The sequence below is a fragment of the Microbacterium sp. PF5 genome (assembly GCF_004794315.1).
Taxonomy (GTDB): Bacteria; Actinomycetota; Actinomycetes; order Actinomycetales; family Microbacteriaceae; genus Microbacterium; species Microbacterium sufflavum.
The window spans coordinates 1-365 of sequence record NZ_SSDQ01000026.1 but is presented as its reverse complement, the minus strand read 5'-3'; the positions used below and the strand labels follow the sequence as shown (position 1 = coordinate 365).

Here is a 365-nt window from a genome sequence, read left to right as displayed (position 1 = left end):
TAGCATATCAAAAGGAATTCGCACAAATACTCCGTTTTCGTCTCTTTCTGAATCTACTAACCTACCAGCAAACGGAGCACCTTGCCCTGCTTGTAAGGGATAACCTTGTAAATCTTTGTAATCATCCATATATTTTCCTCCTAAACGTTAGGTAGCTTGTACCATTGTCCTCCCATTCCCATAAAATAAAACCCATAGCCTTGACCGCCATCAAAGAAACGAATGGACCCAGCTTGGCCCATTCTATTACGCCCTAAATTTATTCCCTGCGTTAGAATAGGTTGATTTATGAATACATCCTTTTCTGTACTTATATCAAAGGTCTGCCCATGAGCAGCTGGACCTATGTTGTTATTTACGCCTCC

1 protein-coding gene is annotated in these 365 nt (G+C 41.1%); it reads right to left on the bottom strand.

Annotated elements, in window-relative coordinates; genetic code table 11:
* Positions 1-140: 140 nt before the first annotated feature.
* The coding region (locus tag DW297_RS19075) for a hypothetical protein (protein WP_136028555.1) at positions 141-365 on the bottom strand (225 nt) is incomplete at its 5' end.